The sequence below is a fragment of the Calditerricola yamamurae genome, from assembly GCF_054654135.1.
The window spans coordinates 452,501-477,667 of sequence record NZ_BAAIFH010000004.1; the positions used below are offsets into that span (position 1 = coordinate 452,501).

At 62.5% G+C, this 25,167-nt stretch carries 41 protein-coding genes and 2 pseudogenes (1 of these 43 running past the window's edge); 3 read left to right on the plus strand and 40 right to left on the minus strand.

Annotated elements, in window-relative coordinates; all coding sequences use genetic code 11:
• Positions 1-687, plus strand: partial view of a polysaccharide deacetylase family sporulation protein PdaB gene (pdaB, locus tag ACYQ0Z_RS03615; RefSeq protein WP_459864457.1) — the 3' portion only. The gene continues 78 nt to the left of window position 1, outside the view; 687 of the gene's 765 nt are visible here — the last part of the coding sequence; its start codon lies beyond the left edge, outside the window; it ends in the stop codon at positions 685-687.
• Between the two features lies 1 nt (position 688).
• On the opposite strand, the gene ACYQ0Z_RS03620 is transcribed toward pdaB, so the two are convergent.
• Positions 689-1,330, minus strand: a complete 642-nt coding sequence (locus ACYQ0Z_RS03620) for a KinB-signaling pathway activation protein (protein ID WP_459864459.1) — start codon at positions 1,328-1,330, stop codon at positions 689-691.
• A gap of 168 nt (positions 1,331-1,498) precedes the next feature.
• Here ACYQ0Z_RS03620 and gerD point away from each other — a divergent pair, with 168 nt between their 5' ends.
• Positions 1,499-2,152: a spore germination lipoprotein GerD gene (gerD, locus tag ACYQ0Z_RS03625; protein ID WP_459864461.1), complete on the plus strand. Its 654-nt coding sequence runs from the start codon at positions 1,499-1,501 to the stop codon at positions 2,150-2,152.
• A 103-nt stretch (positions 2,153-2,255) separates the two neighbouring features.
• Here gerD and ACYQ0Z_RS03630 read toward each other — a convergent pair whose 3' ends face one another.
• The 39 genes and pseudogenes from ACYQ0Z_RS03630 to rpsJ form a co-directional block, all read right to left on the minus strand.
• Positions 2,256-3,350 carry an Mrp/NBP35 family ATP-binding protein gene (locus tag ACYQ0Z_RS03630; RefSeq protein WP_459864464.1) on the minus strand — a complete coding sequence of 365 codons (1,095 nt, stop codon included), beginning with the start codon at positions 3,348-3,350 and terminating at the stop codon, positions 2,256-2,258.
• Between the two features lie 46 nt (positions 3,351-3,396).
• Entirely contained in the window at positions 3,397-4,149 is a 753-nt protein-coding gene (gene cwlD, locus ACYQ0Z_RS03635) for an N-acetylmuramoyl-L-alanine amidase CwlD (RefSeq protein WP_459864467.1), read from the minus strand.
• A gap of 155 nt (positions 4,150-4,304) precedes the next feature.
• Entirely contained in the window at positions 4,305-4,700 is a 396-nt protein-coding gene (gene rpsI, locus ACYQ0Z_RS03640; RefSeq protein ID WP_459864469.1) for a 30S ribosomal protein S9, read from the minus strand.
• Between the two features lie 17 nt (positions 4,701-4,717).
• Positions 4,718-5,155: a 50S ribosomal protein L13 gene (gene rplM, locus ACYQ0Z_RS03645; protein WP_459864471.1), complete on the minus strand. Its 438-nt coding sequence runs from the start codon at positions 5,153-5,155 to the stop codon at positions 4,718-4,720.
• A gap of 91 nt (positions 5,156-5,246) precedes the next feature.
• Entirely contained in the window at positions 5,247-6,029 is a 783-nt protein-coding gene (gene truA, locus ACYQ0Z_RS03650) for a tRNA pseudouridine(38-40) synthase TruA (protein ID WP_459864473.1), read from the minus strand.
• A 28-nt stretch (positions 6,030-6,057) separates the two neighbouring features.
• Positions 6,058-6,858, minus strand: a complete 801-nt coding sequence (locus tag ACYQ0Z_RS03655) for an energy-coupling factor transporter transmembrane component T family protein (protein WP_459864476.1) — start codon at positions 6,856-6,858, stop codon at positions 6,058-6,060.
• Positions 6,855-7,724: an energy-coupling factor transporter ATPase gene (locus tag ACYQ0Z_RS03660; RefSeq protein WP_459864478.1), complete on the minus strand. Its 870-nt coding sequence runs from the start codon at positions 7,722-7,724 to the stop codon at positions 6,855-6,857. Before ACYQ0Z_RS03660 ends, ACYQ0Z_RS03655 begins: the two co-directional genes overlap by 4 nt.
• A complete protein-coding gene (locus ACYQ0Z_RS03665) occupies positions 7,700-8,548 on the minus strand; it encodes an energy-coupling factor transporter ATPase (RefSeq protein WP_459864480.1) in 849 nt (282 codons plus the stop codon). Before ACYQ0Z_RS03665 ends, ACYQ0Z_RS03660 begins: the two co-directional genes overlap by 25 nt.
• Positions 8,549-8,654: 106 nt before the next feature.
• The gene (gene rplQ, locus ACYQ0Z_RS03670; RefSeq protein WP_459864482.1) at positions 8,655-9,020 is read right to left on the minus strand and encodes a 50S ribosomal protein L17; all 366 of its coding nucleotides are present in this window, start codon (positions 9,018-9,020) and stop codon (positions 8,655-8,657) included.
• A gap of 26 nt (positions 9,021-9,046) precedes the next feature.
• Positions 9,047-9,991: a DNA-directed RNA polymerase subunit alpha gene (locus ACYQ0Z_RS03675; protein WP_459864484.1), complete on the minus strand. Its 945-nt coding sequence runs from the start codon at positions 9,989-9,991 to the stop codon at positions 9,047-9,049.
• 143 nt (positions 9,992-10,134) lie between these two features.
• Entirely contained in the window at positions 10,135-10,533 is a 399-nt protein-coding gene (gene rpsK, locus ACYQ0Z_RS03680; RefSeq protein WP_459864486.1) for a 30S ribosomal protein S11, read from the minus strand.
• Positions 10,534-10,558: 25 nt separating this feature from the next.
• Entirely contained in the window at positions 10,559-10,927 is a 369-nt protein-coding gene (gene rpsM, locus ACYQ0Z_RS03685; RefSeq protein ID WP_054669307.1) for a 30S ribosomal protein S13, read from the minus strand.
• 27 nt (positions 10,928-10,954) lie between these two features.
• The gene (rpmJ, locus tag ACYQ0Z_RS03690; RefSeq protein ID WP_054669309.1) at positions 10,955-11,068 is read right to left on the minus strand and encodes a 50S ribosomal protein L36; all 114 of its coding nucleotides are present in this window, start codon (positions 11,066-11,068) and stop codon (positions 10,955-10,957) included.
• 35 nt (positions 11,069-11,103) lie between these two features.
• Complete coding sequence (gene infA, locus ACYQ0Z_RS03695) at positions 11,104-11,322, minus strand: translation initiation factor IF-1 (RefSeq protein WP_054669311.1); 219 nt, start codon at positions 11,320-11,322, stop codon at positions 11,104-11,106.
• A complete protein-coding gene (locus tag ACYQ0Z_RS03700; RefSeq protein WP_459864490.1) occupies positions 11,309-11,635 on the minus strand; it encodes a KOW motif-containing protein in 327 nt (108 codons plus the stop codon). Before ACYQ0Z_RS03700 ends, infA begins: the two co-directional genes overlap by 14 nt.
• Positions 11,636-11,648: 13 nt before the next feature.
• Positions 11,649-12,395 carry a type I methionyl aminopeptidase gene (map, locus tag ACYQ0Z_RS03705; protein WP_459864492.1) on the minus strand — a complete coding sequence of 249 codons (747 nt, stop codon included), beginning with the start codon at positions 12,393-12,395 and terminating at the stop codon, positions 11,649-11,651.
• Between the two features lie 9 nt (positions 12,396-12,404).
• Complete coding sequence (locus ACYQ0Z_RS03710; RefSeq protein WP_459864495.1) at positions 12,405-13,049, minus strand: adenylate kinase; 645 nt, start codon at positions 13,047-13,049, stop codon at positions 12,405-12,407.
• Between the two features lie 27 nt (positions 13,050-13,076).
• Complete coding sequence (gene secY, locus ACYQ0Z_RS03715) at positions 13,077-14,369, minus strand: preprotein translocase subunit SecY (RefSeq protein WP_459864497.1); 1,293 nt, start codon at positions 14,367-14,369, stop codon at positions 13,077-13,079.
• On the minus strand, positions 14,369-14,803 hold the full coding sequence (gene rplO / locus ACYQ0Z_RS03720) for a 50S ribosomal protein L15 (protein ID WP_459864499.1): 435 nt from the start codon (positions 14,801-14,803) through the stop codon (positions 14,369-14,371). The genes secY and rplO overlap by 1 nt, the downstream gene beginning before the upstream one ends.
• 39 nt (positions 14,804-14,842) lie before the next feature.
• Positions 14,843-15,031, minus strand: a complete 189-nt coding sequence (gene rpmD, locus ACYQ0Z_RS03725) for a 50S ribosomal protein L30 (RefSeq protein ID WP_459864501.1) — start codon at positions 15,029-15,031, stop codon at positions 14,843-14,845.
• 13 nt (positions 15,032-15,044) lie between these two features.
• On the minus strand, positions 15,045-15,542 hold the full coding sequence (gene rpsE, locus ACYQ0Z_RS03730) for a 30S ribosomal protein S5 (RefSeq protein ID WP_459864504.1): 498 nt from the start codon (positions 15,540-15,542) through the stop codon (positions 15,045-15,047).
• 25 nt (positions 15,543-15,567) lie between these two features.
• Positions 15,568-15,936: a 50S ribosomal protein L18 gene (rplR, locus tag ACYQ0Z_RS03735; protein ID WP_459864506.1), complete on the minus strand. Its 369-nt coding sequence runs from the start codon at positions 15,934-15,936 to the stop codon at positions 15,568-15,570.
• A gap of 42 nt (positions 15,937-15,978) precedes the next feature.
• Positions 15,979-16,515, minus strand: a complete 537-nt coding sequence (gene rplF / locus ACYQ0Z_RS03740) for a 50S ribosomal protein L6 (protein ID WP_459864508.1) — start codon at positions 16,513-16,515, stop codon at positions 15,979-15,981.
• Between the two features lie 27 nt (positions 16,516-16,542).
• Entirely contained in the window at positions 16,543-16,941 is a 399-nt protein-coding gene (gene rpsH, locus ACYQ0Z_RS03745; protein ID WP_459864510.1) for a 30S ribosomal protein S8, read from the minus strand.
• A 30-nt stretch (positions 16,942-16,971) separates the two neighbouring features.
• Positions 16,972-17,157 (minus strand): type Z 30S ribosomal protein S14, encoded by a 186-nt coding sequence (locus ACYQ0Z_RS03750; protein ID WP_459864512.1) that lies wholly within the window; start codon positions 17,155-17,157, stop codon positions 16,972-16,974.
• A 23-nt stretch (positions 17,158-17,180) separates the two neighbouring features.
• Complete coding sequence (gene rplE, locus ACYQ0Z_RS03755; protein WP_459864514.1) at positions 17,181-17,726, minus strand: 50S ribosomal protein L5; 546 nt, start codon at positions 17,724-17,726, stop codon at positions 17,181-17,183.
• Positions 17,727-17,757: 31 nt separating this feature from the next.
• Entirely contained in the window at positions 17,758-18,069 is a 312-nt protein-coding gene (rplX, locus tag ACYQ0Z_RS03760; RefSeq protein WP_459865118.1) for a 50S ribosomal protein L24, read from the minus strand.
• Between the two features lie 48 nt (positions 18,070-18,117).
• Entirely contained in the window at positions 18,118-18,486 is a 369-nt protein-coding gene (gene rplN, locus ACYQ0Z_RS03765) for a 50S ribosomal protein L14 (RefSeq protein ID WP_459864516.1), read from the minus strand.
• 100 nt (positions 18,487-18,586) lie between these two features.
• Positions 18,587-18,844: pseudogene (rpsQ, locus tag ACYQ0Z_RS03770) on the minus strand (30S ribosomal protein S17); the annotation flags it as partial.
• Positions 18,845-18,862: 18 nt separating this feature from the next.
• Positions 18,863-19,060, minus strand: a complete 198-nt coding sequence (gene rpmC, locus ACYQ0Z_RS03775; protein WP_459865121.1) for a 50S ribosomal protein L29 — start codon at positions 19,058-19,060, stop codon at positions 18,863-18,865.
• Between the two features lie 2 nt (positions 19,061-19,062).
• Complete coding sequence (rplP, locus tag ACYQ0Z_RS03780) at positions 19,063-19,491, minus strand: 50S ribosomal protein L16 (RefSeq protein WP_459864519.1); 429 nt, start codon at positions 19,489-19,491, stop codon at positions 19,063-19,065.
• A 2-nt stretch (positions 19,492-19,493) separates the two neighbouring features.
• Complete coding sequence (gene rpsC / locus ACYQ0Z_RS03785; RefSeq protein ID WP_459864521.1) at positions 19,494-20,162, minus strand: 30S ribosomal protein S3; 669 nt, start codon at positions 20,160-20,162, stop codon at positions 19,494-19,496.
• Between the two features lie 81 nt (positions 20,163-20,243).
• Positions 20,244-20,573, minus strand: a pseudogene (gene rplV / locus ACYQ0Z_RS03790) (50S ribosomal protein L22); the annotation flags it as partial.
• Between the two features lie 30 nt (positions 20,574-20,603).
• Complete coding sequence (rpsS, locus tag ACYQ0Z_RS03795) at positions 20,604-20,882, minus strand: 30S ribosomal protein S19 (RefSeq protein WP_054669358.1); 279 nt, start codon at positions 20,880-20,882, stop codon at positions 20,604-20,606.
• 43 nt (positions 20,883-20,925) lie between these two features.
• Positions 20,926-21,756: a 50S ribosomal protein L2 gene (gene rplB / locus ACYQ0Z_RS03800; RefSeq protein ID WP_459864523.1), complete on the minus strand. Its 831-nt coding sequence runs from the start codon at positions 21,754-21,756 to the stop codon at positions 20,926-20,928.
• 32 nt (positions 21,757-21,788) lie between these two features.
• On the minus strand, positions 21,789-22,079 hold the full coding sequence (gene rplW / locus ACYQ0Z_RS03805) for a 50S ribosomal protein L23 (protein ID WP_459864525.1): 291 nt from the start codon (positions 22,077-22,079) through the stop codon (positions 21,789-21,791).
• Positions 22,076-22,702, minus strand: coding sequence for a 50S ribosomal protein L4 (rplD, locus tag ACYQ0Z_RS03810; protein WP_459864527.1), 627 nt, complete (start codon positions 22,700-22,702; stop codon positions 22,076-22,078). Before rplD ends, rplW begins: the two co-directional genes overlap by 4 nt.
• Positions 22,703-22,733: 31 nt before the next feature.
• Positions 22,734-23,363, minus strand: a complete 630-nt coding sequence (rplC, locus tag ACYQ0Z_RS03815; protein WP_459865124.1) for a 50S ribosomal protein L3 — start codon at positions 23,361-23,363, stop codon at positions 22,734-22,736.
• A gap of 40 nt (positions 23,364-23,403) precedes the next feature.
• Positions 23,404-23,718 carry a 30S ribosomal protein S10 gene (rpsJ, locus tag ACYQ0Z_RS03820; protein WP_459864529.1) on the minus strand — a complete coding sequence of 105 codons (315 nt, stop codon included), beginning with the start codon at positions 23,716-23,718 and terminating at the stop codon, positions 23,404-23,406.
• 260 nt (positions 23,719-23,978) lie between these two features.
• On the opposite strand from rpsJ, the gene ACYQ0Z_RS03825 reads away from it, so the two are divergent.
• Positions 23,979-25,148, plus strand: coding sequence for a DDE-type integrase/transposase/recombinase (locus ACYQ0Z_RS03825; RefSeq protein WP_459865126.1), 1,170 nt, complete (start codon positions 23,979-23,981; stop codon positions 25,146-25,148).
• The last annotated feature ends 19 nt before the right edge of the window (positions 25,149-25,167 follow it).

Sequence of the window (25,167 nt, forward strand, 5' to 3'; positions counted from 1 at the left end):
GGCATCGTCTACGCCGAGCGGGATCAGATCACCGTCTTCGCCCCGACCGACGAACCCAAGGCGATCTACAACGTCCCCACCGACGAAAAGAAGATCGCCCTTACCTTCGACATCAGCTGGGGCGAAGAGCGCACCGGTCCCATCCTCGACGTCCTCGAGCAAAAAGGAATCGCCGACCGCGTCACCTTTTTCCTGTCCTCCCCCTGGAGCCGTGACCACCCGGAAATTGTCAAGCGCATCGTACAGATGGGCGCGGAAATCGGCTCCCACGGACACCGGCACGTCAATTACTCCACGCTGTCGGACGAGGAAATCCGCACGCAGATCCAGACGGCCCACCGCATTCTCACCGACCTGACCGGGAAGCCCCCGCGGCTGATCCGGCTTCCCAACGGCGATTTTGACAAACGGGTGCTGCGCATCGCCCACGAACTCGGCTACACCGTCATCCAATGGGATACCGACTCGCTGGACTGGAAAAACCCCGGTGTGCAGACAATTGTCAACCGCGTGCTGTCAAAAGCGCACCCGGGCGATATCGTCCTGTTCCACGCCAGCGACTCCTGCAAGCAAACCCACGAGGCGCTGCCCATCGTCATCGACGAGCTGAAGAAGCGCGGCTACCGCTTCGTTACCGTGTCGGAGCTGATCACCGGCACCGATCGTCAGTTGCACGAGCTTAACTAGCTCACCCGCGCCGTGGTCGCATCCCGTCCAGGCCAAGCGACGCCGGTCGCTTGGCCTCTTTTGCTTCCTTCGGCGCGGTTAGCCTGTGCAACGTCAACACCTGCCACGTGTTGCAGAGAAGAAGCGGAACGAGCATCAGGGTGATCTGCACGGGATTGTCCCCACGGAGCACCGGAACGGCCTCCAGGAGCGTCCCCGCAAACAGGTAGAACAACGTGGGAACAAAGGCCTGGCGATGGGTGAGGCGCACCTTCCACCACGCCCCGGCGAGGGCCCACGCCAGCACACCGGCCGGGAGCCCAAAATAGCCCAGCAGCGATTCCCCCGTTCCAAACGCCGCGTGGCGCAGGTAGGCCACATCCACAAACACCACGGCCACCAACACCAGCAAGAAGCCGTGCCACACGAACGGACGACGTACCAACCCTAAGCCGAGGCGCTGGAGCCACAAAAAAGCGAACAGTCCCATTTGGCTGACCGCGCCGAACAACAGGCCAAACCACGCGTAGGATACGGCGGCCACCAGAACCTCCGACGGGCTGGTCAGCGTCGCGCGCGTCAAGAAAAGGCCCGTAACCAAAGTGGCCCCTGCCCCGACGGCAAGGGTCTTTCCAAACCAGGACAGCCACACGCGAATGCTCACGATCGGCCCCTCCACGTTTTTCGCATTCTTTATGATTGTATCAAGTTCCCCATACCGCCTCAAGGTGCCCAGGCGGCGCGCACCGGTCCGCATACGGATGGGCGAAGCGGGCCATAGTACGTACCGAACGTGTACCCATATTCCCATGCAAAGGAGGCCTGTACGCCGATGCGCCGCCCCGGTCACCGCCCTGTGCTCGTCTGGGCCCTGGTCCTCTTCCTCACCGCCTGCTCTCCCGGCGGAGGGGGCGGGAGCGGACAAGCCCAGGGGAAGCCCGACTATAAGGAATTGAAACAGATGGTCGTCGACATCCTGCAAACCGAGGATGGGAAAAACGCGATTCGCGATGTCCTGAAAGATCCCGAGTTCCGCCGGCAAATCGTGGTGAACGACGAGATGGTTCGCTCGACCGTGGAACGGACGCTCACCGATCCCAAAAACCAAACGCAGTTTTCGGAGATGCTGAAGGACCCGCGCGTCGCCGGCGCTTTTGCCAAGGCATTTCAACGCGAACAGCGCCAGTTGCAGAAGGACCTGATGAACGACCCGGAGTACCTGAACGCGTGGAAAAACGCGCTGCGCGATCCCGCGTTTCAGAAAATCTTCCTCGAGCTGATGAACACACCACAGTTCCGCCAGCACCTGATGGGCGTGATGAAGGACGCGCTACGAAGTCCCTTCTTTCGCCTGGAAATGATGGAGCTGATGCAAAAAGCGTCGGAAGACATGATGGCGCAGCAGAAAAAAGGGGGCAAAGGGGGGAACCAAGCCGGCGGGGGAGGCAACCAACAAGGCAGTGGAAGCGGGGGTGACGGCATGTAAGGCCGATACGCAGCGAGCCCTTGGACGGGTCGACGGGTACCCGCCAAGGGCTCGTTTGTTTCCGGCAAGACCTCCGCAAACCGCGAACAAAGCCTCTACGCGCTCACACCCGCGCGCGGCATTTTTCGTCGATCCGCGCAGCGATACGGTCATACAGGCGCCCCATCTCGCTGTCGGCGGGATAGAGGCCCGGCGCGAAGTCGGGGTCGTCAATGTCGCGCGCCGGCGGCTGCACCAGAGGCAGTTGGGCCAGCAGCTCGGTCCCCAGCTCGCGGGCGAGTTTCTCCCCGCCGCCTTGCCCGAAAAGAAACTCCCGGTTCCCGCACGCCGAGCACGTGAGATAGGCCATATTCTCCACAACCCCCAAAATTTCATGGTGGGTGCGCACGGCCATCGCACCCGCCCGTGCGGCAACAAACGCCGCCGTCGCATGGGGGGTGGTCACCAGGATCTCCTTGCTCTGGGGAAGCAGTTGGTGCACATCAAGCGCCACATCGCCCGTCCCCGGCGGCAGGTCGAGGATCAGGTAGTCGAGGTCGCCCCAGTGCACGTCGTGAAAGAAATGGCGCAGCATCTTGCCCAGCATCGGCCCGCGCCAGATCACCGGGGCGTTCTCCTCGACAAAAAAGCCCATTGACATCACCTTTACGCCAAAGCGGGTCACAGGGAGAATCACGTCGTCGATCACCGTCGGCCGCTGGTCAATGCCGAGGAGATCCGGCACGCTGAAGCCGTAAATGTCGGCGTCGATCAGCCCCACGCGGCGACCGGCCCGCGCCAGCGCCACGGCGAGGTTAACGGCGACCGTGGATTTCCCCACCCCGCCCTTGCCGCTGGCCACGGCGATGAAGACCGTCTGGCTCCCCGGCGCCAACAAGGGCGGCACCGCGTTCGACGCGCCCGGCGCCTTCCCCTGTTCGCCCCTGAGCCGGGCGGCCAGGGCGGCCCGCTCCTCGTCGGTCATCGCGCCAAAGGTGACGTGGACTTCCCTGGCGCCAAGCTGTTTCACCGCATTTACCACGTCCTCTTCGATCCGGGCCTTCAAGGGACAACCGGCCACGGTGAGCACCAACGTCAGACGCACCGTGTCGCCCTCGATGACCACATCGCGTACCATGTCCAGCTCGACGACGCTACGGTTCAGTTCCGGATCGCGCACATGCCGGAGCGCGTCCACGACCCTCTCGCGGGTGATCATGGTCAGCACCTCGTTCGGAAGAAAGTTCGCCTCTGCCTCATCTGCTCTACAAATTGATTATATCACGAATCCTTTCGCCCCTTGCGTCATCGGCCGGCTTCTCCCCGGCGTAGTACCGCAACACGCCGCGATAGATGGCGAGCGCCAGGGCCCGCTGGTAACCGGCATCCGCCAACAGGCGCGCCTCCCGCGGATGGGACAAAAAACCGATCTCCACCAACACGGCCGGGCAATGGACGGCGCGGATCAGGTAGAGGTCGCTGCGCCGCTTCGGCCGCCGGTCGGTGTTGGCCAGCACGGCGCGCAATTCCTCCTGCACGAGCGCCGCCACGCGCCCACTGGCTTCGCGCCCCGGGTGGTAAAAGGTTTGCGCGCCAAACCATCGCGGCGAGGGAATACTGTTGGCGTGCACGCTGATGAGGAGGTCAGCCTTCTTTTCGTCGACCAGACGGGCCCGCGCCAACAGGTCCTCCGTCTTGCGCCGGCTCAGCCACTGCGTCTCCGGGGCGGCCAGATCGGTGTCGGTCTCACGGGTCATGACAACAAGGGCCCCCGCCTCCTGCAAAAAGTCGCGCAGGTAGAGGGCCACCGGCAGGACAACCTCCTTTTCCGCCACCCCTTCGGCGCTGACGGCCCCCCCGTCGGGACCGCCGTGCCCCGCATCCACGGCAATGACCACACCCGACAGGGGCAGCCCCCACGCCGGGCGACCGCGTTCGTCCAGGCTCAGGCCAAACCAAAGGGCCACCACCGCCACAACCGCAACCATTCCCCACCCACGTCCCCGCCGCACAGCCATTTCCCTCCCCCAAACCGGACCGCCCAACGGCTACAGGAAGCCCCGGGCGGTTTGTCCGCTCGCCTGTGACAGTATACGGGAGAAAGGCGGCGTTTATGCGACCGCGCGAAAAACGAAAAGCCTCCCGCCATGGGCGGGAGGCAAAAGAGATTTCGTCACCGCTTGGAGAACTGCGGCGCGCGGCGGGCTTTCTTGAGCCCGTACTTCTTCCGCTCGACCATCCGCGGGTCGCGCGTCAGGAGGCCCGCTTTCTTGAGTGTCGGACGGAAATTGGGATCCACCTTCAAGAGCGCCCGGGCAATGCCGTGGCGGATGGCCCCGGCCTGGCCGGAAACGCCGCCGCCGCGAACATTGACGATGACATCGTATTTGTCGGCCGTTTCCGTCAGCACGAGGGGTTGCTTGATGATCAGCTTCAGCGTCTCCAAACCGCCGAAATAGTCGTCCAAGCTGCGCTTGTTGATCGTCACCTTGCCGTCACCAGGAACCAGCCACACGCGGGCGACCGACTCCTTCCGACGACCCGTACCGTAGTACCGAACTTGTGCCACGGATCAGACCCTCCCCATTACTGATAGCGAAGTTCCAGCACTTCGGGCTGCTGCGCCTCGTGCGGATGCTGGCTGCCGCGGTACACTTTCAGCTTCTTGATCAGCTTGCGGCCCAGGCGGTTCTTCGGCAGCATGCCCCAAACAGCGCGCTCGATCATTTCTTCCGGCTTGTTCTGCAGCATTTGACGGGCCGTCGTCTTCTTCAAGCCGCCCGGGTACCCGGTGTGACGGTAATAGATCTTCTTGTCGAGCTTTTTCCCCGTGAGCACCACTTTATCGGCGTTGATCACGATGACGAAATCGCCGGTATCGACATGCGGGGTATACTGCGGCTTGTGCTTGCCGCGCAAGATCGCCGCGACTTGACTGGCCAGTCGGCCCAGAGTTTGGCCAGCGGCGTCCACCACGTACCACTTGCGTTCCACTTCGCCTTTCTTGGCCATGTACGTGCGCATCGGTTGTCCCTCCCGAAGGATGCGAATGGGTCGATCTATGTGAACCGGGGCTCGTGGGCAAGGGTAAAGAAAAATACCAAACAAGATGGTACTAAAAAATCGGGGCAAAGTCAACGGACTCGTGCGCGTCGTCGTCGCCATAAGCCACCGACCAGAGGATGAGCCCGTGGGGCGGTGCCGTCTTCCCTGCGGCGGCCCGGTCACGGGCGGCGAGGATGTCCGGCATGGTCTCCGGATCGCGCAGGCCCTGTCCCACTTCCAACAGCGTGCCGACGAGAATGCGTACCATGTTGTAGAGAAAGCCGTCCGCCGCAAAGCAGAACCAGATGTCCCGGCCGCAAACAACAATGTCGGCCCGGCGCAGGTGGCGAACGCGGTCACCCTTCACCGTGGTTTTGGCCGAGCAGAAGGAGGTGAAGTCGTGCCGTCCGAGGAGATAGCGGGCCGCCGCGCGCATGCGCGCCACATCGAGGGGGTGCGGGACGTGATACGCGTAACGCCGCGCGAGAACATCGGGAACGGGACGATTGTCCACACGGTAGACGTAGGTCTTGCCGGTAGCGCTGTAGCGGGCGTGAAAGGCCGAGTCGACCTCCCGGGCATCCCGCACGACGACGTCCGGCGGCAATACGGCATTGAGGGCAAGCGGCCATTTGTCCACCGGGATGCGGCTGTCCGTTTCAAAATGGACCACCTGGCCGTAGGCGTGCACGCCGGCATCGGTGCGCCCGGCACCGACCACGCGCACCGGCGCCTTGGTCAGCTTGGCCAGGGCGTCTTGAAGAACTCCCTGCACCGTGCGCCGGTTCGGCTGTACCTGAAAACCGGAAAAATCGGTCCCGTCGTAGCTCACCGTCAAGCGGATCTTGCGCATAGCCCCACACCGTCCTCTTCCGTGTCTCCTAGGCCCACCACATCACGGCGGAAAGGACCAGGGCAAGCGGGATCAGCACCGCGTCACGGCGCGTCCAGACAAGCGGCCGCAGTCGCGTGCGCCCCTCACCGCCGCGCCAGCCCCGGGCCTCCATGGCCAGCGCCAGCTCTTCGGCCCGGCGGAAGGCCCCGACAAACAGGGGAACGAGCAGGGCCAAGAGGTGCTGGGCGCGGCGGGCCAGCGGTCCCGTCGTGAAGTCAGCTCCCCGCGCCGCCTGGGCCCGGGCGATGCGCTCGGCCTCCTCCAGCAGCGTGGGCACAAAGCGCAGCGCCACGCTCATCATCAAAGCCAGCTCGGCCACCGGAACGCCAAAGCGGCGCAGCGGGGACAGAAGGCGCGCAAACCCATCCGTCAGGGCGAGCGGCGACGTGGTGAGGGTCAGCAGCGAAGAGGCCGCCACGAGAAACAACACGCGCAGCGCCACCACCCCCGCCGTCAGCAGCCCGCCTGTGGTGACGGCCAGCGGTCCCCACGCCCACAGGACATCACCTTGTCGCGTCGTCAGGGCGTGCAACGCGGCGGTGAAGGCCAACAGCCAAAGCAGGGGGCGCAGCCCGCGCAGGAGGTAGCCCAACGGAACGCGTGAAAGCAAGGCCGCGCCCAGAATCACGGTAAAGAGCGCAGCAAAGTCGACCGCCGACCGCGCGAAAAGGGCCAACACCGCCAAGAGCAGCAGGAAGAGGAGCTTCCCACGCGGATCAAGGGCGTGCACAACCGATTCGCGCGGCAGATAGGCGCCCAGCGGGAGGTGGCGCAACCCGGCGATCATCGCCGCCCCCTCCTCCGCGCAAATCGGTCGGCAATCGCCTCCGCGAGGGCCTCGACGGTCAGCGGCATCTCGGCGAAGGGCGGGTCAAGGAAGCGGCTCACCTCGGCAGCCACGGCCGCCGGCTCGGGCACTTCGACGCCGGTCTGTTGGAGGACGTCGCGGCGGGAGAACACCTCAGCCGGCGACCCCTCCAGGACAAGCCGTCCCTCTTGCAGGACGAGGAGCCGGTCTGCCAGCTCGGCCACCTCCTCCATGGTGTGGGTGACCCAGATCACGGTCATGCCCTCCTCCCGGTGCAGCCGCCGGATGAGCGCAACCAGCTGGTTGCGTCCGCGCGGGTCGAGACCTGCCGTGGGCTCGTCCAACACGAGCACCTCGGGCTGCGCGGCCAGGACGCCGGCTAAGGCCACACGCCGCTTCTCCCCGCCGCTCAAGGCGAAGGGGGACCGGCGGGCAACGCGATCGGGGTCGAGGCCGACCGCCTCCAGCGCCTCGCGCACCCGTTGCCGCACCAGATCCTCAGGCCAGCCGAAGTTGCGCGGCCCGTACGCCACATCCTCCTCCACCGTCTCGGCGAAGAGCTGGTGCTCCGGGTACTGGAAAACCAGCCCCACCCGCTGGCGCAGCGTGGGCGGCACGCGGCTCCCGGGCCTCAAGGTCACATCCCCCACGCGTACCTCGCCCACCGTAGGGAGCAAGAGCCCGTTGAAATGCTGGATGAGCGTCGACTTGCCCGAGCCGGTAGCACCAATGATCCCGACGAAGGAACCCGCCGGCAGGTGAAACGTCACCTCGCGAAGGGCGGGCCGCGCAAAAGGCGTACCGACGTCATACACGTGGGTCAAGCCGTCGACCACAATCTCCATAAGGCCGTCACCAACTCGTCACGTGTCACCACGTCGCGGGAAAGGGGAAGACCGCGCCGGATCAGCCGCTCGCGCAACGCCACCACCGGCGGGACGTCCAGTCCGAGGGCCTCGAGACGCCCGGGATCGGCGTACACCTCGCGCGGCGGGCCGCTGGCCACGAGGCGACCGTCGGCCACCACGACGACGCGGTCCGCCGCCAGCGTCTCCTCCAGGCGGTGGGTGATGAACAGGACGGTCATGCCCCGCTCGCGGTGCAAGCGGCGCACTGTTGCCCACACCTCACGCCGCCCCTGAGGGTCAAGCATCGCCGTCGCCTCGTCGAGGACCAGCACCTCCGGATGCATGGCCAGCGCACCGGCAATGGCCACGCGCTGCTTCTGGCCTCCGGACAGGCGATGCGGCGGGGCATCGCGCAGGGCGCTCAGTCTGGTTACCCGCAGCGCCTCGTCCACGCGCCGGCGGATCTCCTCCGGCGCCAGGCCCAGGTTCTCCGGACCGAAGGCCACATCTTCCTCCACCGTCGGGGCAACAAGCTGGTTGTCGGGATTCTGAAAGACGACGGCCACCCGGCTGCGCAGCTCGCCGATGCGCGACTCGTCGTCGGTGGGAATGCCGCACACCGTCACCTTTCCTTCGGTGGGCACCAGCAAGCCGGCGGCCAGCTTGGCCAGCGTCGACTTGCCCGAGCCGTTTGGCCCCACGAGGGCGACCCATTCGCCGCAGGCCACCGTCAGCGTCACGCCGCGCACGGCCCACATCGGCTGCCCGTCGCCATCGGGGTAGGCATACTCCACTCCCTCGTACGCGACTGCCGCGTGCATACGCCTCCCCCTTTTTTGCCCCAACCTCCGGTGAAGAAAAAAGAAAAAGGGCAAGAAAACAGAATCCGGACCGGCGCCGGATCCTGTTCACCCTTTTTCCGCCCGCTCACTCTACCAGTTCCAAAACCACCATCGGCGCAGCGTCGCCCCGGCGCGGCCCCAGCTTCAGGATGCGGGTGTAACCGCCGTTGCGCTCCTTGTAACGCGGGGCGATATCGGAAAACAGTTTTTGGATCGCGTCCTGCCCCGTGCTCGGGTCCGCCACTTCTTTGCGCACAAAGGCGGCCACTTGCCGGCGCGCGTGCAGATCGCCGCGCTTGGCGAGCGTGATCATCTTCTCGGCAATGGACCGCACCTGCTTGGCCTTCGCTTCCGTTGTCTTGATCCGCTCGTAAATGATGAGGTCGGTCACCAGATCGCGAAACAGGGCCTTGCGGGCCGCCGTTTTGCAACCGAGTTTGCCAGCCGGCATGCTGGATCCCCTCCTTCAGTGCATCCCTAGTCGTCTTTGCGCAGGGACAGGCCCAGTTCGGCCAATTTCGCCTGCACTTCTTCGAGCGATTTTTTCCCGAGGTTGCGCACCTTCATCATGTCTTCCACGGTTTTCTGGATCAGCTCGCCCACGGTGTTGATCCCCGCGCGCTTCAGGCAGTTGTACGAGCGCACGGAGAGATCGAGCTCCTCGATCGGCATGTCGAGGACCTTTTCTTTCTTGTCGTCCTCTTTCTCCACCATAATCTCCGCGTCCTGGGCATTCTGCGTCAAGCCGACAAACAGGTTGAGGTGTTCGGTCAGGATCTTGGCGCCCAAACTGACCGCTTCTTCCGGTCGAATGCTGCCGTCGGTCCACACTTCGAGGGTGAGCTTGTCGTAGTTGGTCACTTGGCCGACACGGGTGTTCTCCACACTGTAGTTGACGCGCCGGATCGGCGTGTAAATCGAATCAATCGGAATGACGCCGATGGGTTGATCCGGCTTTTTGTTCCCTTCCGCCGGCACGTAGCCCCGTCCGCGCTTGGCCGTCATGCGCATCGACAGGCGCGCCCCTTCGGCCAAGGTGGCAATGTGCAGGTCGGGGTTCAAAATTTCCACGTCGCTATCGTGGCGGATGTCGGCCGCCTTCACTTCCCCTTCGCCGACGGCATCAATTTCGAGGATCTTCTCCTCGTCCGAGTGGATCTTGAGGGTAAGGTTCTTCAGGTTGAGGATGATCTGCGTGGTGTCCTCCAGAACCCCCTCAATCGTGGAGAACTCATGCAGTACGCCGTCGATCTGCACGCTCGTGATCGCCGCGCCGGGGAGCGAGGAAAGCAGGATGCGACGCAGGGAGTTGCCCAGCGTCGTTCCATACCCTCTCTCCAGCGGCTCGACGACGATCTTGCCGTATCGGCCGTCCTCGCTCACCTCGACGACCTCAATCTTCGGCTTTTCGATCTCGATCATCAGTTGCCGAACCCTCCTTCAGCGGGTGCCCCTCCCGCTCCGGGCAGGGCCTCCGGCGGGAGGCACCCGGTCGTGCCGGAGCGGCGCGCGCGTTGCTCCCGTTCTTCCACCAGTATGGGATGACGGCACCCCAGCTAAACCCGTTAGACCCGACGGCGCTTCGGCGGACGGCACCCGTTGTGCGGAATCGGGGTGACGTCCTTGATGACGCTCACTTCCAGCCCGGCAGCCTGCAGCGAGCGGATGGCCGCTTCCCGGCCGGCCCCCGGACCTTTTACCTGCACCTCAACCGTCTTCATCCCGTGCTCCATGGCCGCCTTGGCCGCCGCTTCCGCCGCCATCTGTGCCGCAAACGGCGTGCTCTTGCGCGACCCCTTGAACCCCATCGTCCCGGCGCTGGCCCACGCAATGGTGTTGCCTTGCGGATCGGTGATCGTCACGATGGTGTTGTTGAAGGTCGACTTGATGTGGGCGATGCCCTGCTCGATATGCTTGCGATCCCGGCGGCGAACCCGGGTCGTCGTCCCTTTCCGCTTGGCCATCACGCATACCTCCTTGTCCTAGGCGTTACTTCTTCTTGTTGGCAACCGTCTTGCGCGGCCCTTTGCGCGTCCGGGCGTTCGTCCGCGTCCGCTGCCCGCGAACCGGCAAGCCGCGACGATGGCGAATGCCGCGATAGCACCCGATGTCGATGAGCCGCTTGATGTTCATCGCCACTTCCCGGCGCAGGTCGCCTTCCACCTTCAGGTTCTTGTCGATGTAGTCGCGCAGCTTGGAAACCTCTTCTTCGGTCAGGTCGCGCACGCGCGTGTCCGGGTTGACCCCGGTGGCCTCCAGAATCTTCTTCGACGTGGTCCGGCCGATACCGTAGATGTACGTCAAGGCGATTTCGATGCGCTTGTCACGCGGCAGGTCGACACCCGCAATCCGTGCCATGGGACCCATTCCCTCCTTGCTGTTGGATTAGCCTTGGCGCTGCTTGTGTTTCGGGTTTTCGCAAATGATCCGAACGACGCCTTTCCGGCGAATCACCTTGCACTTTTCGCAAATGGGCTTCACCGAAGGACGAACCTTCATCGAAGAATCCCCCTTTTTTCGCGTGTCTGGCCGCCTCATTTATACCGGTACGTAATCCGACCGCGCGTCAGATCGTACGGCGACAACTCCACGGTGACCCGGTCGCCGGGAAGAATGCGGATGAAATTCATGCGGATCTTCCCGGAAACGTGGGCCAGCACCTTGTGCCCATTGTCCAGTTCCACGCGAAACATCGCGTTGGGAAGCGGCTCGATGACCGTCCCCTCCACTTCAATGACATCATCCTTCGCCATCGGCATCCTCTCCTTCCGTTCGGTATTCGGGATGCGCGTCGAGGAACGTTTTGATCGCGTGGCGGAGCTTTCCGTTTGTCACGCGTCCAGTCTCCTCCAGGCTCCGCCGCACCTCGGGCGAAATGTAGTTGAACGGTTCGAGGTGAATGCGGTTCTTCTTCTTTGGCCGGTCGAACGTGCGCCGGTCTCCGTCAGCGATCCAGACGAAGCGGTCGTCTTCGATGCGGATCACCACCGCGAACCGCCCCGCGTCCCGCCCGCGGAGCGCGCGCACGATTTGCCCAACTTCAAAGGATGGCATCTCCGCGGCCATGGACACCGTCACCTCAGGGAAGCGTCAAGATCTCGTAGCCGCTGTCCGTCACGGCGACGGTGTGCTCGAAATGGGCGCACAGCGAGCCGTCTGCCGTGACCACCGTCCAGTTGTCCTCGCGCGTGCGGACGTACCGCTGGCCCGCGTTGACCATCGGCTCGATGGCCAGCACCATGCCCGGCTTGAGGCGCGGGCCGCGTCCGGGCGGTCCATAGTTAGGGATTTGTGGCTCTTCGTGCAAGCTTTGCCCAATCCCGTGTCCCACATACTCGCGGACGACCGAGAAGCCCGCCGCCTCGACATGCGTTTGGATGGCGTGGGAGACGTCCGACAGCCGCGCCCCCGGCCGAACCTGCGCAATCCCTTTGTACAGCGACTCTTCCGTCACCCGCAAAAGCCGCTTCGCCTCGTCGGAGATTTCGCCGACGGCGTAGGTCCATGCCGAATCGCCGTGGTAACCGTCCAATTGGGCACCGATGTCGATGCTGATGATGTCGCCTTCCTTCAACTTGCGGTCTGACGGAATCCCGTGCACAAGCTCATCGTTGACCGACGCGCAAATGCTCGCCGGAAATCCGTTGTAGCCCTTGAACGACGGGATGGCGCCGCGCCGGCGGATGTAGTCCTCCGCCATCTCATCCAGCTCCTTCGTCGTGACCCCCGGACGAATGGCCTTGGCGAGGAGCCGGTGGGTTTCGGCGACGATGCGCCCGGCCTCCCGCATGATCTTCAGCTCGGCCTCCGACTTGAGAATGATCATCGCCGCTTCTTACCCCCGCAAGATTTGGGCGATGTCGGCAAACACGGCGTCAATCTCCTGCTCTCCGTTGACGCGCCGGAGCAGACCCTTCTCCTCGTAATAGGCGAGGAGCGGCTCCATCTGTGCGAGGTTAACCTCCAGGCGCGTCGCCACCGTCTCTTCCTTGTCGTCGTCCCGCTGGTACAGCTCACCGCCACATTTGTCGCACACGCCTTCCTGGCGCGGCGGATTGAAGACCACGTGGTAGGTTGCCCCGCACTGGCGGCAGATGCGCCGGCCGGTCAGGCGGGCGAGGAGCGTTTCCTTGCGCACGTCGAGGTAGATGACGTGATCCAAACGCCGACCCAGCTCCGCAAGCGTCGCGTCGAGGGCTTCCGCCTGGGGAACCGTGCGCGGGAACCCGTCGAGGAGAAAGCCTTTGGCGCAGTCGCCCTGGCTGAGGCGCTCGCGGACAATGCCCACCGTCACCTCGTCCGGCACCAGGAGCCCTTTGTCCATGTATTCCTTGGCCTTCAACCCCAGCGGCGTCCCCTCGCGCACCGCCTGGCGGAACATGTCCCCGGTGGAGATATGGGGGATGCCGAAGCTGGCCACGATCCGTTCCGCCTGCGTTCCCTTCCCGGCTCCCGGAAGCCCCATGAACACGATGTTCACCCGTATCCCTCCATCCCGCGGGGCTCGTTACCGGATGAACCCCTTGTAGTGGCGTTTGATGAGCTGGCTTTCAATCTGCTTCATCGTCTCCAGCGCCACGCCGACGACGATCAAGAGCGCCGTACCCCCGATCTGCACGCTGGCCGGCAAGTTGGCTACCGCCGTGAAGAAGACCGGCAGGATGGAGACGGCCGCCAGAAATAGGGCGCCGAACAGCGTGATGCGGTTGAGCACCCGGGTAATGTATGCCGACGTCGCCTGACCCGGGCGAATGCCGGGAATGTAGCCCCCGTACTTTTTCAAGTTCTCGGCCATCTGCACCGGGTTGATCTGGACGAAGGTGTAGAAGTAGGTAAACCCGATGATTAAGAGCACGTACAGGAACATGCCGAGCGGCGCGCGGTAGTCAAAGTTGCGGATAATCCAGTCCGCCACCGGCGCACCGGCCCAGAACTGAGCGATCGTCGGCGGGAAGATGAGCAACGAGATGGCGAAGATCACCGGAATCACGCCCGCGGCGTTTACCCTGATCGGAATGTGCGTCGACTGCCCGCCGTACATGCGGCGGCCGACCACACGCTTGGCGTACTGGACCGGGATCTTGCGCACCCCTTGCTGGACGAAGATCACCCCGACGACCACCAGCAGAACACCGATCAACACGGCGACCATCTTGAGGATGCTCAAGAAAAGCTTGTCGCCGGCCTGCACGAACTCCGAGGCATAGATAGCGCGAAGGCCGTTGGGGATTCCAGCCACGATCCCGGCGAAAATGAGGATCGAGATGCCGTTGCCGATCCCCTTTTCCGTGATCTGCTCGCCCAGCCACATCAGAAAAGTGGTGCCGGCCGTCAGAACGAGCGCAATGAGCGCATAGGTGGGCACGTCGGGGTCAATGACAAGCCCCGGCACCAGGTTGTTAAATCCGATGGCCATCCCCGTCGACTGGATCAGCGCGATGATCACGGTGAAGTAGCGGGTGTACTGGGCCAGCTTGCGCCGCCCGGCTTCCCCTTCCCGTGCCCATTGGGCAAACTTCGGCACAACGTCCATCGACAGAAGCTGCACGATGATGGACGCCGTGATATACGGCATCACGCCCATGGCGAAGATGGAGAAGTTTTCGAGGGCGCCGCCCGTGAAGGTGTTGAAAAAGCCGAACACGCGGTTCTGCTCGCTCCACGCCTCAAGGAGCTCGACGTTGATGTTGGGCACGGGGATAAAGCTGCCGATGCGGAAGACCACGAGCATGGCCAGCGTGAACAGGATCTTCCGCCGCAGGTCCTCCACCCGCATGATGTTGGCAAGCGTCCGGAACATCAGACCACCTCGGCCTTGCCACCGGCAGCCTCAATCTTCTCGATCGCCGAACGGGAGAACTTGTGGGCCTGAACCGTCAGTTTCACCTTCAGCTCGCCGTCGCCCAGGATCTTGATGCCGTCCTTCACGTTCTTGACCAGCTTTTCCGCCACCAAGAGCTCCGGCGTCACCACCGTACCCTCGGGGAACCGATTGAGGGCCTCCACGTTGACAATGGCGTATTCCTTGCGCAGCGGATTGGTGAAGCCACGCTTGGGCAGCCGGCGATACAGCGGCATCTGCCCGCCTTCAAACCCGGGACGAACCGTGGAACGGGCCCATTGCCCTTTCGTCCCGCGCGTGGCCGTCTTCCCGTGGCCGCTCGAGGTACCGCGGCCGACGCGCTTCTTCCGCTTGCGGGAACCCGGAGCCGGTTTCAGTTCGTGCAGTTTCATGATCACACCTCCTGAGCCTTTTCCGAAATGGGGCTCGCGTTACGCGTCGATTTCCTTAACCTCGACCAAATGGCGCACCTGATTGATCATGCCGCGAATGGCCGGGTTGTCCTCGTGCACGACCGTCTGGTGCAGCTTGCGCAACCCAAGCGTCCGCACTGTCACCCGATGCTTCTCGGGGCGGCCAATCAGGCTGCGCTTGAGGGTGATTGCGAGCTTCTTCGCCACCGTCGTTCCCCCCTTATCCAAGCAACTCCTGAACCGACTTCCCGCGCAGCTTGGCAATTTGTTCCGGCGTGCGGAGCTGCTGGAGCGCGTCCATCGTCGCCCGCACCATGTTGATGGCGTTGTTGGAACCCAGCGATTTGGAGAGCACGTCGGTGATGCCGGCCAGCTCCAACACCGCGCGCACCGGACCGCCGGCGATAACCCCGGTACCCGGCGAGGCCGGTTTGATCAGCACCTTCCCCGCACCGAAATGGCCGATCGCTTCGTGAGGGATGGTCGTCCCGCGCAGCGGCACTTTGATGAGGTTCTTCTTCGCCGCCTCAATGCCCTTGCGGATAGCGTCCGGCACTTCCGCCGCTTTTCCCAGAGCGAAGCCTACGTGACCGTTGCGGTCGCCCACGACCACCAGGGCGCTGAAGCTAAAGCGCCGACCGCCCTTCACCACTTTTGCCACGCGGTTGATCTGTACAACTTTCTCTTCCAGCTCGAGCTTGCTGGGGTCAATGCGCATGATGGTCCCTCCTTTGCCGCATCGATCAGAATTCGAGGCCCGCCTCGCGCGCCGCCTCGGCCAGCGCCTTCACCCGGCCATGGTATTTGTACCCGCCGCGGTCAAAGACCACCTTGGTGATCCCTTTCGCCAGGGCCCGCTTGGCCACCAGGGCGCCGACCTTGGCCGCCGCCTCCACGTTGCCGCCGTTCTCGATCTGGTCGCGTAGCTCCTTGTCCAGCGTCGACGCCGATACCAGCGTGTGACCCTTCAGGTCATCAATAATCTGGGCGTAGATGTGCTTGTTCGACCGGAATACGTTCAGCCGCGGCCGCTCCGGCGTGCCGAACACCTTTTTGCGCACGCGCAAGTGGCGCTTTTTGCGCAGCTCGTTCCGACTCGGCTTTTGAATCATGCGACGTTCACTCCTTTCCTACCCCTGCCTACGCGACGTGTGTTACTTGCCTTTCTTGCCTTCCTTGCGGCGAATGACCTCGTCGGCGTACTTGATCCCCTTGCCCTTGTACGGTTCGGGCTCACGGATCTTGCGGATCTTGGCCGCCATCTGCCCCACGGCTTCCTTGTCGATGCCCTTGACGACGATCTTCGTCTGCTCCGGCACTTCCAGCTCAATGCCCGGGTCCGGCTCAACCACGACCGGGTGAGAATAGCCGACCGTCAGCGTCACGTTCTTGCCGCTCTTTGCCGCGCGGTAGCCAACGCCGACCAGCTCAAGGGTCTTGCTGAACCCGTTCGTGACCCCTTCAATCATGTTGGCGAGAAGGCTCCGCGTCGTGCCGTGCAGTGCCTTGTGGAACTTGTCGTCCGAGGGGCGCTCGACGATGAGCTGGTTGCCCTCTTTCTTGATCGTCATGTCCTTATGGAACGTGCGGGTAAGGGTCCCCTTCGGACCTTTAACGGTCACTTCCTGACCGTTGATCGTCACCTCAACCCCTTCGGGGATGACGACCGGTTTCCGACCAACACGGGACATGCCTGACACCTCCGTTCGTCTCGTCCGTTACCACACGTAGCAGATCACTTCGCCGCCGACGTTTGCTTTCCGCGCTTCCTTATCCGTCATGACGCCCTTGGACGTGGAAAGGATGGCGATGCCAAGGCCGCCCAGCACGCGCGGGATCTCGTCCTTTTTCGCGTACACGCGCAGGCCCGGCTTGGAAATCCGCTTGATCCCGGTGATCACGCGCTCGTTATTGGGACCGTACTTGAGGAAGATGCGCAGGATGCCCTGCTTGCCGTCGTCGATGTATTCCGCATCGCGGATAAAGCCTTCCCGTTTCAGAATCTCGGCGATCTCGCGCTTCAGCTTGGACGCCGGAACTTCCACCATGTCATGGCGGACCAAGTTGGCGTTCCGGATGCGCGTGAGCATATCGGCAATGGGATCGGTCATCACCATGGGTAGCTACCTCCTTCCCTGGTCGGGGGCTTACCAGCTCGCCTTTTTCAGGCCCGGGATTTGGCCCTTGTACGCCAGTTCGCGCAGGCAAATCCGGCACAACTTGAACTTGCGGTACACGGAATGCGGACGGCCGCACCGCTCACAGCGGGTATAGGCGCGCACCTTGAATTTCGGCTTCCGTTTGGACTTGATGATCAGCGCTTTGCGAGCCACGTCAATCCCTCCTTACCCCATCGTTATTGCTTGCGGAAGGGCATGCCGAGCTGCTCGAGAAGCTCCCGCGCCTCTTCGTCGGTCTTCGCCGTCGTCACAATGCAGACGTCCATCCCGCGGATTTTGTCCACCTTGTCGTAGTCAATCTCCGGGAAGATGAGCTGCTCCCTCAGCCCCAGGTTGTAGTTGCCGCGCCCGTCAAAGGAGCGGGGCGACACGCCGCGGAAGTCGCGCACGCGAGGCAGCGCCACGTGGAACAGCTTGTCGAGGAAATGGTACATGCGGTCGCCGCGCAGGGTCACCTTCACGCCAATGGGCATCCCCTGGCGGATCTTGAAGCCGGCGATCGATTTCTTGGCCCGCGTCACCACCGGCTTCTGGCCGGCGATGAGCGTCAGGTCTTCCACCGCGCTGTCGATGGCCTTGGGATTCTGCGCCCCTTCGCCGACGCCCATGTTGATGACCACTTTCTCGATTTTCGGCACTTCCATCACGTTGCGGTAACCAAATTTTTTCATCAAAGCCGGAACCACTTCGTTGAGATACTTCTCCTTCAACCGTGCACCCATGTCGGGACCCTCCTTTCTCTCTTAAGCTCCATCAGTCGAGCACGGCACCCGACTTCTTGGCGATGCGCACCTTCTTGCCGTTCTCGAGAATTTTGTATCCCACGCGCGTCGGCTGGCCCGTCTTCGGATCGATGGGCATGACATTGGACACATGGATGGGCGCTTCGACGGTGATGATGCCGCCCTGCGGGTTGTCCGGCGACGGACGGACGTGCTTCTTGATCAGGTTGACGCCTTCCACCAGCACGCGCTGCTTTTTCGGGAAGGCCTTCAGGATACGCCCCTTCTTGCCCTTGTCCTTGCCTGCGATGACCATGACCAGGTCGCCGGTTTTGACGTGCAGCTTCGGTTGAGACATCGCTCGGCACCTCCTTTGCTTCCGCTCGCCTGTTTACAGCACTTCCGGAGCGAGGGAGATGATCTTCATGAAATCTTTCTCGCGCAGCTCCCGGGCCACCGGGCCGAAGATCCGCGTACCACGGGGGCTTTTGTCCTCGCGGATGATCACCGCCGCGTTGTCGTCAAAACGAATGTACGAGCCGTCCGGACGGCGCACACCGCGCTTGGAACGGACGACAACCGCCTTCACGACGTCCCCCTTCTTGACAACGCCACCGGGCGTCGCTTGCTTAACCGACGCGACAATGATGTCGCCGATGTTCGCGTAACGGCGATTCGAGCCGCCCAGCACGCGAATGCACATGATTTCCCGCGCGCCGGAGTTGTCCGCCACAACCAGTCGCGTTTGCGGTTGAATCATCGTCCTTCACCCTCCTTGCCGTGCGTCATTCGGCCTGGACCAGCGCTTCGTCAGCCGGCTCGGGCTGCTGTTCCACCAGCGCCGCCTTGTCCTCCGCCGACGCCCGCTCCAGGATCTCCACCAGGCGCCACCGCTTGCGTTTCGACAGCGGCCGCGTCTCCATGATCTTCACCACGTCGCCGATCTTGGCTTCGTTGTGCTCATCGTGGGCCATGTACTTCTTGGAACGCAGCACCCGCTTCTTGTAGAGCGGATGGCGCTTGTAGGTCTCCACGAGCACGACGATCGATTTGTCCATCTTGTCGCTGACCACTTTGCCGATCAGTACCTTGCGCTTGCCACGCTCTTGTTGTGCCACCGAAACCCCTCCTCTCGATTAGCGGATGCCCAATTCCCGCTCGCGAAGAACCGTCTTCGCGCGCGCGATGGCCTTGCGGATTTCGCGGATGCGGGCCGGGTTCTCCAGCTGACCCGTCGCCTTCTGGAAGTTGAGGTTGAACAGCTCCTCTTTCAGATCGCGGATTTTCTTTTCGATTTCCGCCGTGGTCATGTTCCGGAAGTCGCTCGCCTTCATCTTCATTGCTGCTCACCACCCAGATCCTCGCGTTTCACAAACTTGCACTTGATGGGCAGCTTGTGAGCGGCAAGCCGCAGCGCTTCGCGGGCGACGTCCTCCGGCACGCCGGCCAGCTCGAACAGGATCTTGCCGGGCTTGACCACTGCGACCCACTTTTCCGGAGAACCTTTCCCGCTCCCCATCCGCACTTCGAGGGGCTTCGCCGTCACCGGCTTGTGCGGGAAGATCTTAATCCACACTTTCCCGCCCCGGCGGATGTAGCGCGTCAGGGCGATACGGGCTGCCTCAATTTGTCGGTTGGTGATCCACGCCGGCTCCAGCGCCTGCAGGCCGTACTCCCCAAAGGCGATGGTCGTGCCGCCCTTGGCGCGCCCCTTCATCCGACCGCGCTGCTCCTTGCGGTACTTGACGCGCTTCGGCATCAACATGGTCACTTGCCCCCTTCCTCAACCGCTTCTTGCGCCTGATTCTTCTTCGGCAGGACGTCGCCGCGGTAGATCCACACCTTCACGCCAATGCGACCGTACGTGGTATGGGCTTCGGCAAAGCCGTAGTCGATGTCGGCGCGCAGCGTGTGCAGCGGAACCGTCCCCTCGTTGTATCCTTCGGTACGGGCAATTTCCGCGCCGCCAAGGCGACCGCTTACCTGCGTCTTTACGCCCTTGGCCCCCGCGCGCATGGCTCGCTGGATGGCTTGCTTCATCGCGCGACGCCAGGAAATGCGGTTTTCGATCTGCCGCGCGATGTTCTCGGCGACAATCTGCGCGTCGAGATCCGGCTGCTTGATCTCATGAATGTTGATGTGCACGCGCTTGTTCGTCAGCTTGGTCAGCTCTTTGCGCAGGTTTTCCACTTCCGCGCCGCCCTTGCCGATCACCATCCCCGGCTTGGCCGTGTGAATGGTGATGTTGACGCGGTTTGCCGCCCGTTCAATCTCGATGGTCGACACGGCCGCGTCCTTCAGGCGCTTCTTCAGGTAATCGCGAATCTTGATGTCCTCATGCAGCAGATCCGCGTAATCCTTTTCCGCGTACCAACGGGATTGCCAGTCGCGAATGATGCCGATCCGCAGGCCAACCGGGCTTACTTTCTGACCCACGCGTTATCCCTCCTTCTTCTGCGCCTCTTGGTTCTTCTCGGCTTTCGGGGTTTCAGCAGGTTGGGCGACGGCTTTGGGCTGCTTTTCCGCCACCACTACGGTGATGTGGCTGGTCCGCTTGCGGATGCGGTAGGCCCGACCTTGGGCACGCGGCCGGATGCGGTACATCGTCGGCCCCTCATCGACGTAGATCTTGCTGATGTAGAGCTTCTTCGGATCCATGTTATGGTTGTGCTCCGCGTTGGCGATCGCCGACTTCAGGAGCTTCTCCACGATCGGAGCAGCCTTCTTCGGCGTGTGGCGCAGGATGGCGAACGCCTCGCCCACGTCCTTGCCGCGAATCAGGTCGACAACCAGGCGAGCCTTGCGCGGCGCAATGCGCACGTAGCGCGCGATCGCACGAGCTTCCATGACCGTACCCTCCTCTCAGGCGCGTCGCCGTTACTTCTTCGTCTTCTTGTCGTCACCGGCGTGACCGCGGAACGTCCGCGTCGGCGCAAATTCGCCGAGCTTATGCCCGACCATGTCCTCAGTGATGTACACTGGCACGTGCTTGCGGCCGTCGTAGACGGCGATGGTGTGGCCGACGAATTCGGGGAAGATCGTCGAACGGCGGGACCACGTCTTGATGACCCGTTTTTCCCCTTTCTCGTTCAGCTCGCGAATCTTCTTGAGCAGGTGTTCGTCGGCAAAGGGACCTTTCTTCAGGCTGCGACCCATCGATTCTCCTCCTTTCGCCTCAGGCCGTCATGCCGCGCGCACGTCATTTCTTGCGGCGGCGAATGATGAACTTGTCGCTCGGGTTGTTCTTCTTGCGCGTCTTGTACCCCAGCGTCGGCTTACCCCACGGCGTAACCGGGTGCTTGCGACCGATCGGCGCCTTCCCTTCACCACCGCCGTGCGGGTGATCGACCGGGTTCATCGCCGAACCGCGCACCGTCGGACGGCGACCAAGCCAGCGCGCGCGGCCCGCCTTACCGAGGGTGATGTTCTCGTGGTCGAGATTGCCCACCTGGCCGATGGTAGCGCGGCAATTCTTATGGATCTTGCGGATCTCGCCGGAGGTGAGGCGCACAATGACATAGTCGCCGTCGCGGCCCACCACCTGCGCCGCCGCCCCCGCAGCGCGGGCCAGCTGACCACCCTTGCCCGGCTTCAGCTCAATGTTGTGGATAATCGTACCCACCGGGATCTTCTCCAGCGGCAGTGCGTTGCCCACCTTGATGTCGGCATCCGGTCCGGACATGATGGTGTCGCCCACCTTCAGCCCAACCGGATGGAGAATGTAACGCTTTTCACCGTCGCGGTAGTGAATCAGACAGATGCGCGCCGAACGGTTCGGGTCGTATTCGATTGTGGCCACTTTCCCGGGAATGCCGTCCTTGTCGCGCTTGAAGTCGATGATGCGGTACATGCGCTTGTGCCCGCCGCCACGATGACGCACGGTGATGCGGCCCTGATTGTTGCGACCAGCGTGCTTCTTCAGCGGCACGAGCAGGGATTTTTCCGGCTTGTCCGTGGTGATCTCCTCAAAGGTGGACACCGTCATCTGCCGGATCCCCGGAGAGGTCGGCTTAAACTTCTTGATGCCCATCGCGCGTTCCCTCCTTCACGCGGCTCTGTCCCTTACGCGTTCTCGAAGATTTCGATCGGTTTGCTGTCCGGCGTGAGCGTCACGATCGCCTTCTTCCATTCTTTCGTGCGCCCGACGAAGCGGCCAAAGCGGGTTTTCTTCGGCTTGACGCGCATCGTGTTCACTTTGGCCACCTTGACGCCGAAGATGGCCTCCACCGCCTTCTTGATCTCGATCTTGTTAGCGTTCAGGTCCACTTCAAACACGTACTTTTTTTCGGCCATCAGGTCGGTGCTCTTTTCGGTAATGATCGGACGCTTGATGATGTCCCGCGGGTCCTTCATTTGCCCAGCACCTCCTCCACTTTGGCCACCGCGTCCTGCGTCATGATCAGCTTGTCGTGGCGCAGCACGTCGAGCACGTTGATCTTGTGGGCCGCCAAGTACTTCACACCCGGAATGTTGCGCGCCGACAGCCACACCGTCTCGTCAAACTCGCCGCCGACCACAAGCGCCTTGCGGTCGACCTTCAGGTTCTTGAGCACGGCCACCATGTTCTTGGTCTTCGGCTTCTCAAAGGCCAGCTTGTCGAGGACGATCAGCTCGCCGTCACGCACCTTGGCCGACAGGGCCGACTTCATCGCCAGCCGGCGCACCTTCTTCGGCAGCTTGAAGCCGTATTCGCGCGGCTTGGGCCCGTGCACCGTGCCGCCGCCCACCCATTGCGGCGCGCGAATGCTCCCATGACGCGCACGACCGGTACCTTTTTGCCGCCACGGCTTGCGGCCACCGCCCCGCACCTCGCTGCGGGTTTTCGTGGAGTGGGTGCCGCTCCGCTCGGACGCCTGCTGCATGACGACATACTGGTGCAGCACGTGCACATGGGGCTCGATGCCGAACACGGCGTCGGAAAGCTCAATCTCGCCGATCTGGGTCCCTTCCATGTTGTACAGTGCGACTTTGGGCATGGGGGATCCTCCTTTCCGCGGTCGTTACCGCTTACTTCCCTTTCTTCACCGTGGACTTGATGACCAGGTAGCTGTTTACGATGCCCGGAACCGAACCCTTCACAAGAAGCAGGTTGCGCTCCGGATCCACCTTCACGATCTCCAGGTTCTGGATCGTCACCCGCTCGTTACCCATGCGCCCCGGCATCGTCTGGTTCTTGAAGATGCGGTTCGGCGCGATGGAACCCATCGAACCCGGACCACGGTGGTACTTCGAGCCGTGGGCCATCGGACCGCGCGACTGGTTGTGCCGCTTGATGGCGCCGGTGAAGCCTTTCCCCTTCGAGGTGCCAACAACGTCAACCCGTTCACCCGGGGAGAAGATGTCCACGCGCACTTCCTGCCCCACTTCGTACTTGCTCAGGTCGACGCCGCGGATCTCGCGGATAAACTTCTTCGGTGTCGTGCCCGCCTTCTGCGCATGGCCGATCTCCGGCTTGTTGGCCCGCGACAGCTTCTTGTCTTCAAAACCGAGCTGGATGGCCTCGTAGCCGTCGTTTTCCTTGTCCTTCTTTTGCAACACAACGCACGGACCCGCTTGGATGACCGTCACCGGGACCACGTTGCCGTCTTCCGTAAACACCTGCGTCATCCCGAGCTTCTTGCCCAGAATCCCTTTCACGTCCGCCACCTTCAGCCACCTCCTTGAATCGCCCGTCCCATCAGAGCTTGATCTCGATGTCCACGCCCGACGGCAGGTCCAGGCGCATCAACGCGTCAACGGTTTGCGGCGTGGGATTGAGGATATCGATGAGGCGCTTGTGCGTGCGCATCTCGAACTGTTCGCGGGAATCCTTGTACTTGTGCGGCGCCCGCAGAATGGTGAACACCGTACGCTCCGTCGGCAGCGGAATCGGCCCCGACACGCTCGCCCCGGAACGCTTCGCCGTTTCCACGATCTTTTCCGCCGACTGATCGAGAATGCGATGATCGTACGCCTTCAGCCGAATGCGGATTTTTTGCTTCGCTTTTGCCATGATGTGTCCCCTCCTTCATCGCCCAGTTTCCCGTTTTCGCCCCGCTCCACGGAAATTCCCCGACCACCCGTCATGGCAATGGGGCCGGGTGTGTCGGCAACCTTCCGCTTCATCGCCTACCCATCCCACGACCAACGTCCACTATTATATCGCAAAGAAAAATGCCATTGCAAGGAGACGCAATCGCTCAGCTAAAATCTAACCGAAGGGAGACTGGATCACTCACATCGAAATCTTACCGAGGGGGATGTGACGTGACCATGTCTCTCCAAAGCCGTCGCGAATACCTTACGCAAATCCGGAAATGGTATGCCAAAGCCTCGTCCCGAAAAGAAAAGTCGCGCATTCTCGATGAAGTCACGCGCGTGCTGGGGTATCACCGCAAGTACGCTATCCAGGTTCTCAACGGCCCGGAGTGGAAACCCAAACAGATCCGGCGCAAACGGCCCAAGCGGTATCAAGAAGCGCTCCCTGTCATCCGAACCGTTTGGGAAGCCCTTGACTACCCTTGTGCCGAACGCCTCCATCCGGTCCTCCTGCCGACTGCCGAGCATTTAGAACGCCATGGAAAACTTCGCTTAACCTCGCTCATCCGCCAGCAACTCGCCCAAATCAGCCGATCTACGCTCGCTCGGCGCCTGAAGGAATTCGATTCGCCCAAACCCAGACGCTTTATGCGCCCCAAACCCACCAATCGCTTGAAAAGGGACATCCCTGCAGGCCGGCTCCCTTGGAACGAATCCCGCCCCGGCGCCCTGGAAATCGATCTCGTCGAACACAATGGCGGCGACTCGTCCGGCCAGTTCGCCTGCACCTTGTCGGTTACCGACATGGTCACCGGCTACAGCCGCCGCCAGGCCATCCTCGGCAAAAGCCAAAAAGCCGTCTTCGCTGCCTTGGAATCCATCCTCTCGCAGTGGCCTACAGCTGTCCATACCCTCCACAGCGATAACGGTTCCGAGTTCTTGAACCATCATCTCCTCCGTTTCTGCAGGCAAAAAGGAATTGCGTTTATGCGCAGCCGTCCCTACCGCAAAAACGACAACCCCCATGTCGAACAGAAAAACCGCCAGTTCGTTCGCGAGATCGTGGGCTATGCCCGCTACGACACCCCAGAGGCTGTGGAGTGGCTCAACGCCGTCTATGCCCTCCTCGACCCCTACGCCAATCTCTTTTTGCCCACCCGCAAGGTCGTCGAAAAATCCTACGAAGGCAAGCGCATTCGCAAACGCTTCGACCAAGCCCGCACGCCTTTCCAACGCCTGATCGAAAGCGGCGCCTTAAAACCGGAGATGGAACACGTGCTCAAGGCTCAGTTTGAAACGCTCAACCCGCTCGATCTTCATGATCAGCTCGAAAAAATCGTGGCTCGGGGTCCTTGGGCTCCCTCCCCCGAGCCACCTAACCAAGAACCTCTTGAGGTCGGGTAGACCTCAACTCCATTTTCCT